We start from the raw sequence: 1,756 nt of genomic DNA, 5'->3' as shown, positions 1-1,756 counted from the left end.
TGATGGCGCTGAGCCTGAGTCGATTCAAAGCGTGCTAGAAGTCGATATGCTTGCGCGTGAGCAGCGGGACTTAGACTTGGCTAAAGTCTATGACTCGATGGCTGGATACTCGCCGACCATCGGTATCATTGGTGCTGTGCTTGGTCTGATTCACGTGATGAGTAATCTTGCCGATCCAAGCCAATTGGGCGCCGGCATCGCGACTGCCTTCGTCGCAACAATATACGGAGTGGGTTTAGCTAACTTAGTATTTCTTCCGATTGCGAACAAAATACGTCATAAGGTAGAGCATCAAACTCGCTATTACGAAATGGTGATTGATGGATTGGTATCGATCGCTGAAGGTGAAAATCCTCGTTCTTTGGAACTGAAGCTTAAGGGGTATTTACACCTCGAACATGCCAAGGTCTAGGGGACGACTATGCGTCGACAACGTCGTACTACCGCAGATGAAAATCATGATCGTTGGTTAGTATCCTACGCAGATTTTATAACGCTTTTGTTCGCATTCTTCGTTGTGATGTATTCGATCTCCTCGGTTAATGAGGGGAAGTATAAGGTCCTATCAGAAACGCTAGAGGGCGTCTTCAACACCCGTCAGAAAAGTCTAGAACCAATTCAAATTGGTGAGATTAGCCATAAGTCAGAAAGTTTTAGCAAAAGCGAAGGTCTGAACCCTCTACTGGTAGGTCGTCATGAACGTTACGAATCGAACAAAGACAATATTGATGATGAACAACTAGAGTCGATAGCGGGCGAATTTGAAGATAGCTTTGCTGACTTAATATACGAAGACAAGATTTCGGTTACTTTGCTTGATGAGTGGGTAGAGATAACGCTACGCGATAACGTCGTTTTTGAAAGTGGCGATGTGATCCCTTCAGAGCAAGCTTTTGGTGTTATCAAAAAGATTGCGGGTGTATTGCGTGATCGCGGAAACGGCATTCTGATCGAGGGGCATACTGATAACCGGCGCGTCTCAAATAGTGAATTTCAGAATAATTGGGAGCTCTCTGCATTAAGGGCGACGACTTTTTTACAGCTTCTAGCGATCGAAAATATTGAAGAATCGCGCATGGTGGCTATGGGGTTTGGTCAGTATTCACCTATTGTTCGTAATGACACTCCTGAAGGTCGGAGTGATAACCGACGAATTGTTCTATTAGTCTCCCGTTCGGGCGACGTCCGCAGTACGCTTATTCGCTAACTTATCTCGTTTCATTTTCGTCAAGCGTGTTTGGCATGAGATGTGCAATATTGCGTTGTGTGTCAGATTGTTGACGTAGATATTTGCCGCTGGGTTTTAGCAATGGATGCGTGGTGTTAATATCTAATTCATTGATTTTGCAGTACAAAAAATATAATTCAGGAGTCGGAAGAACGTGCGTATTTGGGCAATAGCAAACCAAAAAGGTGGGGTTGGTAAAACCACTACGGTTGTATCCCTCGGGGGGCTCCTTGCATCGCAAGGTAAACGCGTTCTTGTAATGGATCTAGATCCGCATGGATCATTGACCAGCTATTTTGGTCATGATCCAGACACCATAGAGCAGAGTACTTTTGACCTGTTTATGCACAAGGGTAGAGTGCCAGATGGTTTGCCTGAACAACTCATTACGGCAACGTCTTGCCCAGGTCTAGATCTAATGCCTGCATCCACAGCATTAGCGACGCTTGAAAGACGTATGGTGGGTGTCGATGGAATGGGCCTGATCATATCAAAGACGCTAGCGCTGTTATGGGATCAGTATGATTT

At 45.3% G+C, this 1,756-nt stretch carries 3 protein-coding genes; all 3 read left to right on the top strand.

What is annotated here, in order from left to right:
* A partial coding sequence (locus A3738_RS28085) for a MotA/TolQ/ExbB proton channel family protein (RefSeq protein ID WP_197474105.1) occupies positions 1-412 on the top strand: 412 nt, incomplete at its 5' end.
* Between the two features lie 9 nt (positions 413-421).
* Positions 422-1,207 (top strand): flagellar motor protein MotD, encoded by a 786-nt coding sequence (gene motD, locus A3738_RS28080; protein WP_068480062.1) that lies wholly within the window; start codon positions 422-424, stop codon positions 1,205-1,207.
* A 175-nt stretch (positions 1,208-1,382) separates the two neighbouring features.
* On the top strand, positions 1,383-1,756 hold a 374-nt coding region (locus A3738_RS28075), incomplete at its 3' end, for a ParA family protein (protein WP_156504560.1).

This window comes from Oleiphilus sp. HI0066 (assembly GCF_001635725.1).
Note: the sequence above shows the minus strand (reverse complement) of the source record. Positions and strands in the feature narration are given on the sequence as shown.